The sequence below is a fragment of the Mesorhizobium sp. M7A.F.Ca.AU.001.01.1.1 genome, assembly GCF_004022735.1.
Classification (GTDB): Bacteria; Pseudomonadota; Alphaproteobacteria; order Rhizobiales; family Rhizobiaceae; genus Mesorhizobium; species Mesorhizobium ciceri.
Genome location: NZ_RZPF01000369.1, coordinates 1 through 6,258 on the forward strand (window position 1 = coordinate 1; position 6,258 = coordinate 6,258).

At 65.6% G+C, this 6,258-nt stretch carries 6 protein-coding genes and 1 pseudogene; 6 read left to right on the plus strand and 1 reads right to left on the minus strand.

Going from position 1 to position 6,258, the window contains the following annotated elements:
* The 4 genes and pseudogenes from EN884_RS21380 to EN884_RS21395 all read left to right on the plus strand — a co-directional run.
* Positions 1-350, plus strand: a pseudogene (locus tag EN884_RS21380) (substrate-binding domain-containing protein); the annotation flags it as partial.
* A gap of 159 nt (positions 351-509) precedes the next feature.
* Entirely contained in the window at positions 510-1,493 is a 984-nt protein-coding gene (locus EN884_RS21385; protein ID WP_063170664.1) for an ABC transporter permease, read from the plus strand.
* A 5-nt stretch (positions 1,494-1,498) separates the two neighbouring features.
* Complete coding sequence (locus EN884_RS21390) at positions 1,499-3,001, plus strand: sugar ABC transporter ATP-binding protein (RefSeq protein ID WP_063170882.1); 1,503 nt, start codon at positions 1,499-1,501, stop codon at positions 2,999-3,001.
* A 4-nt stretch (positions 3,002-3,005) separates the two neighbouring features.
* Positions 3,006-3,974 carry an ABC transporter permease gene (locus EN884_RS21395; RefSeq protein ID WP_128360725.1) on the plus strand — a complete coding sequence of 323 codons (969 nt, stop codon included), beginning with the start codon at positions 3,006-3,008 and terminating at the stop codon, positions 3,972-3,974.
* An 83-nt stretch (positions 3,975-4,057) separates the two neighbouring features.
* Here EN884_RS21395 and gloA read toward each other — a convergent pair whose 3' ends face one another.
* Entirely contained in the window at positions 4,058-4,468 is a 411-nt protein-coding gene (gloA, locus tag EN884_RS21400; RefSeq protein ID WP_019856614.1) for a lactoylglutathione lyase, read from the minus strand.
* Between the two features lie 161 nt (positions 4,469-4,629).
* Here gloA and EN884_RS21405 point away from each other — a divergent pair, with 161 nt between their 5' ends.
* Together EN884_RS21405 and EN884_RS21410 are read left to right on the plus strand one after the other, a co-directional pair.
* The gene (locus EN884_RS21405) at positions 4,630-6,072 is read left to right on the plus strand and encodes an FAD-binding oxidoreductase (RefSeq protein WP_063170666.1); all 1,443 of its coding nucleotides are present in this window, start codon (positions 4,630-4,632) and stop codon (positions 6,070-6,072) included.
* A gap of 3 nt (positions 6,073-6,075) precedes the next feature.
* A partial coding sequence (locus EN884_RS21410) for a GntR family transcriptional regulator (protein WP_164895088.1) occupies positions 6,076-6,258 on the plus strand: 183 nt, incomplete at its 3' end.

The following is a 6,258-nucleotide window of genomic DNA, read 5'->3' on the forward strand; positions in this document are numbered from 1 at the left end:
CCGGTGCACTCGAAGCGCTGCGCGCCGAGAACCTTGCCGGCAAGGTGCCGATCGTCGGCGTCGACGGCATCAATACGGCGGTCGACGCGGTGCGCACGGGCGAGTTCGCCTGCACCGTTACGTCCGATCCGTTCTGGCAGGGCGGCATGGGTCTCGCCATCGGCTACAACGCCAAGATCGGCAAGTTCGATCCGACCAAGGAGCCGCCGGAACACCGCGAGTTCTACGGCAAGGCGGTGCTGATCTCGCATGACAATGTCGAGGAATATTACAAGACCAATGTCGATTCCAAGCCGGAGATCGACTGGAACGATCTGTGGGGCCGGGTGACTGGAGCCATCCGCACCTGATCAACCGGAGCGGGCCGCATCTCCCTGGTGGCCCGCTTCCTCCCGCAGCCGTCGCGATCCCCTCGTCGCGACGGCTGTCATCAGCAGACGGGAAGCGGTTTCTTGACAATCCATACAGAACCCCTGAAGTCCGTTTCGGACATCGAGCGGACGACGCTTATGACAGTTCTCCCCGGCCGCATCGCCACCGTGTTCGGTGGCAGGCGCTGGCGCAGCCTGGCGCCGCTGGCGGTGCTGATCGTGCTCTGCGTGCTGATCGCCATCGCCAATCCCAATTTCATCGAGTTGCGCAACCTGGTGCGGCTTGCCAATTCGGCCGCCGTGCCGCTGACGCTGGCCATGGGGCTGACCTTCATCATCCTGATGGGCAGCATCGACCTCTCCGTGGAGGGCACGCTGTCGGTGTCGGCCATGGTGGTGGTGCTGCTCGCCGCCAATGACGCGAACGCCAATGACTATGGCTGGTGGGCGGTGCTCGCCGCAATTGTCGCCGGCACCGCGATGGGGTTCGTCAGCGGCCTCGTCCAGACCATGCTGCGCATCCCCTCCTTCATGGCGACGCTCGGCATGTGGTTCATCGGCCTTGGCCTGTCAGTCTATATGCTGGGCGGCTCGGCGATCCGGCTCAACGACGCCTCGATCCGCGACCTCGCACTGCACCGTTTCCTGGGCTTGCCGGTGGCAGTCTGGGTCGCCTTTGGCGCTTTCCTGCTCGCCGCCGTCATTCAGTACCACACCAAGCTCGGGCGCCACATTCTGGCGATCGGCGGTGATGAGGATGTCGCCAAGCTCTCCGGCGTCAACGTGGTGCGTGTGCGCATCACCGCCTTTGCGTTGGCCGGTTTCTTCTTCGGCATATCGGGCGTGCTTGCCGCTGCCCAGCTTGGCCAGTCGCATGCCGTCATCGGTGACGGCAGGCTGTTCGCAGCGGTCACCGCCGTCGTCGTCGGCGGCACGGCGCTCACCGGCGGCGAAGGCGGCGTCGTCAACACGCTGATCGGCGTGCTGATCGTCACCGTGCTGGCCAATGGCATGATCCTGCTCGGCATCTCGCCCTATATCCAGCAGACCGTGCAGGGCCTGATGATCATCGCCGCGGTGGCGCTGTCGCTCGATCGCGTTCGCCTCAGGATCGTCAAGTGAGCGCCATGCTGAACGCATCCGGCATCATCAAGAACTTTCCCGGCGTCCAGGCGCTGCGCGACGTTTCGATCGAAGTCCGGCCGAACGAGGTGGTAGGCCTGATCGGCGAGAACGGCGCCGGCAAGTCGACGCTGATGCGCGTGCTGGCCGGCAGCTACCGGCCGGATGGCGGCAGCCTGACGCTGGACGGCGAACAGCTGCGCATGCGCAGTCCGCGCGACGCGGCACGGCACGGCATCGGCATGGTGTTCCAGGAACAGTCGCTGGTGCTCAATCTGACCGTCGCCGAAAACATCTATCTCGGCGAGGAGGATCGCTTCACCCGCTTCGGCATCGTCAACTGGCGCGCCATGAACGCGGCGGCGCGCCGGCAGTTGGCCAAGATCGGCATCGACATCGATGTCACGGCGCGCACCTCCGAACTCACCTTCGCGGCGCGCCAGATGGTCGAGCTGGCCAAGGCGCTGACATTGGAGGAAGTGGTCGAACGGCAGTTGCTCATTTTGCTCGACGAGCCGACCTCGGTGCTCAACGCCGCCGATATCGAAGTGCTGTTCGCGCGCGTGCGCTCGCTCAAATCGCGCGCCAGCTTCGTCTTCGTCTCGCACCGTCTCGACGAGGTGCTGGCGATATCAGACCGCGTCTACACGATGAAGGACGGCGCGGTCGTCGCCGAACACCGCGCGGCCGAGGTCACCGCGCCGGAGCTGCACGAGATCATGGTCGGGCGCGGCCTGCAGGCCGAATATTACCGCGAGGCTCGCCAGCAGGCGCCGCGCGACACGGTCATGGTCGAGGCCAGGGGACTGGGCGCGAACGGTGCCTATCACGGTGTCGACCTGAAAATCAGGGCCGGCGAGATCGTCGGCATTGCCGGCGTCGTCGGCTCCGGCCGCGAAGAAGTCACGCGCACCATCGGCGGCTTCCTGCAGCACGATGCCGGCGAAATGAAAATCGCCGGTGACGCCGTGCGCTTCGCCTCGCCGGAGCCGGCGGTGCGCAAGGGGATCGGCTATGTGCCGCGCGAGCGCAGGCTCGAAGGCCTGGTGATGTTCCTGTCGATCGCCGAGAACATTTCGCTGGCCGATCTCTCCAGCGTCATGCGCCATGGCGCCATCGACTATGGCAAGGAGCGCCGGCTCGCCGCCGACTGGATCAAGCGGCTGCGCATCAAGGCGCCCGGCCCCGATGCCGCCTGCCGCAAGCTCAGCGGCGGCAACCAGCAGAAGGTGGTGCTGGCGCGCTGGATGACGGCGGGCTCGCGCATCCTGGTGCTCGATCACCCGACGCGCGGCCTCGATGTCGGCGCCAAGGAAGAGGTTTACGAACTGGTCCGCGATCTCTCCGCGCAAGGCGTGGCGATCCTTCTGATTTCCGACACGCTGGAAGAGACGATCGGCCTGTCGCACCAGGTGCTGGTGATGCGCGACGGCGAAATCACCGCGCGCTTCGACGCCACCCCGGGCAAGAAGCCGAACCAGGTTGATCTACTGCGAGCGATGGTATGAACCGATGAGTGAAGGTTTTTCCATCAGGCAGGTGTTCGAAGGCAAGTGGACGCAGGGCGCCATTCCCCTGGTCCTGCTGGTCGCGCTTTTGCTGATCATCGAACTCGCCGCGCCCGGCTTCCTGACCGGCGAGACCGTAGCGCTGCTCTTCGCCAACACCGCCGTGCTGTTCATCCTGGCGACCGGCGTCACCTTCGCCATTCTGCTCGGCGGCATCGACCTGTCGATCCAGGCGGTCGCCTCGCTGGCGAGCGTCATCCTGGCGCAGTTGCTGCCTTCGCTAGGGCTTGCCGCGTTCCCGGTGGCGATCCTGTCCGGGCTTGCCTTCGGCACATTGAGCGGCATCGTCCATGTCAAGCTGCGCGTGCCGTCCTTCGTGGCGACGCTCGCCACCGGCGGCGTCGTCACCGGCCTGGCGCTCTGGGTCTCCAACGGTCGCGCCATCACCATCGAGGAAGCGGGCCGCGAAAACACCGCCTGGATCAACGCCACGGTCGCCGGGGTGCCGGTGGTGGTGCTGATCTCGGCGGTCATCGGCATCGCCGCCTTTCTGGCGCTACGCTACACGCGCTTTTGCCGCCAGGCGATTGCCGTCGGCGCCGGCGAACCGGCCGCCTGGGCGGCGGGCATCAATGTCGACCGCACCAAGATCATCGCCTTCGCCGCTTCAGGCATGCTGGCGGCTGTCGCCGGCGTGGTGCTGGCGGCAAGACTGTCGAGCGGCTCGCCGGTGCTTGCCAATCAATTGCTCTTGCCGGCCATCGCCGCCGTCATTGTCGGCGGCACCGCCATCACCGGCGGACTGGGCGGCGTGGCGCGGACCGCGGTCGGCGCGCTGATCATCTCGATCGTGCGCATCGGCATGACCTTCGTCGGCGTCAATATTTTCCTGGAAAACATGGTGTTCGGCGCGGTACTCATCGCCGCCGTCGCCATCACCATCGACCGCAGCAAGATCGCGGTCATCAAGTGACAGCTCGATCCGCACCGCCTCCCAAGCCAGCGCGGACAGGACGGGGTCGCATCACAAGCCCGATGCGACCCCGCTTGGTCAGATCACATCGTGTCGAGGCCGATCAGCTCGATCTTGTAGCCGTCCGGGTCTTCGACGAAAGCAATATGGGTGGTGCCATGCTGCATCGGTCCGGGCTTGCGCGGGATCTTGGCGCCGCGCTTTTCGAGTTCGGCGCAGACGGCGTAGATGTCGTTGACGCCGAGCGCCAGGTGGCCGAAGCCGGTGCCGATCTCGTAGGGCTCTTCCCTGCCCCAGTTCAGCGTCAGCTCGACGACGGCCTCCTTGTCCTCCGGCCCATAGCCGACAAAGGCGTTGGTGAACTTGCCGCCGGGATAGTCGTCGCGGCGCAGCAATGTCATGCCGAGAACCTCGGTGTAGAAGGCGATCGACTTGTCGAGGTCGAGCACCCTGATCATGGTGTGCATATAGCGAAAGCCCGGGGCGTCGCTCATTGGGTAAGTCCTCCGAATTGGGTGATTTGCGGGTCTGACCATCCACATCAAACGGCGGGTCGGGACGTGGCCTCACTTGATGTTCTAAATCAGGGTTGTATGATAACACGACAAGAACGGTGGTTGTCCAGTCGTTTTTCCCAGGGGTCCAGAGTCCATTCATGAATGCCGTGCCGCCCACCTCCGCATCGCTGATCGCTGCCCTGGCCGGCGTGCTGCCGAATGGTGGGCTGCTGACCGCGGATGAGGATCTGGCGCGCTACAGCCGCGACTGGTCGGGCGACCATTTCGGCCGCCCGCTGGCGGTGGCGCGTCCGGCCTCGGTCGAGGAGATGTCGGCGCTGATGCGGCACTGCCATGCCGAACGCATCCCCGTCGTGCCGCAAGGCGGCCTGACCGGCCTCGTCGGTGCGGCGGTGGCGGCGGATGGCGGCGAGATCGTCATCTCGCTGGAGCGCATGAACCGGATCCGCTCGATCAGCCCGATCGACTTCGCCATGGTGGTCGAGGCCGGCTGCATCCTCGAGGAGGCCAAGCGCGCCGCCGAGGAGAGCGACTGCCTGCTGCCGATCACCTTCGGCGCGCAAGGCAGCTGCCGCATCGGCGGCAATGTCGCCACCAATGCCGGCGGCTTCAACGTGCTGCGCTACGGCATGACGCGCGACCTGGTGCTCGGGCTCGAAGTGGTACTGGCCGACGGCCGCATCTGGAACGGGCTGAAGGTGCTGCGCAAGGACAATCGCGGCTACGACCTCAAGCAGGTCTTCATCGGCTCGGAAGGCACGCTCGGCATCGTCACCGCTGCCGCGCTGAAGCTGTTCCCCAAGCCGACGCAGATCGAGACCGCGTTGGTGGGCTTGCGCTCGGTCGAGGACGCGATGGCGCTCTATGCGCGGGCGCGGCGCGACTGCAGCGACCTGCTGACCGCGTTCGAACTGATCCTGCGCGGCGGCATCGAGATCACCATGCGCGAGGGCAAGGATTTTGCCGATCCGCTCAACAAGCCCTACCCGGCCTATGTGCTGATCGAGGTGTCCTCCGGCGGGCTGATCGACCTCTCCGCCATGCTTCTCGGTTTTCTCGGCGGCGTCGCCGATATCGTCGAGGATGGCATCGTCGCTTCGACGCGGGCTCAGGCCGAGCGGCTGTGGCTCTATCGTGAGATCATGGTCGAGCGGCAGGGCCGCGGCGGCCGCTACCTGCGCACCGACGTTTCGGTGCCGATCTCGAAGCTCGCCGATTTCGTCACCGACGCGCTGTTCGAATTGCAGCGGGCGCGCCCGGATGCGCTGGCCGTCACCTACGGCCATGTCGGCGACGGCAACATCCATCTCAATGTGGTGCCGCCGGAAGGCATGGGCGCTGAAGCGATCGAGCATCTGTTCGAGCAGGCCGAGGCGGAGATCTTTGCCGTCGTCGACCGCTATGGCGGCTCGATCAGCGCCGAGCACGGCATCGGACGGGTCAAGCAGAAGGCGTTTCTCGAACGGATCGATCCGGTGACGCTCGACCTTGCTGCAGGCATCAAGGAGGCATTCGATCCGCGCCATATCCTGAGCAACGGCCGCATTCTGGCGTCCGCATCCGCCGTCGACTATAGGTGAGCGATGACGCTGAAACTCGACAAGGTCAATCGCGGTCCGCATCTCTCCACCCTGGTGGCGAGTTCCATCTCGCGCGAGATCGCGCAGGGGCGCCTCAAGCCCGGCGACCAGCTGCCGACCGAGCAGGCGCTGGCGACGACCTTCGGCGTCAGCCGCAACGTGGTGCGCGAGGCGATCGCAAGGTTG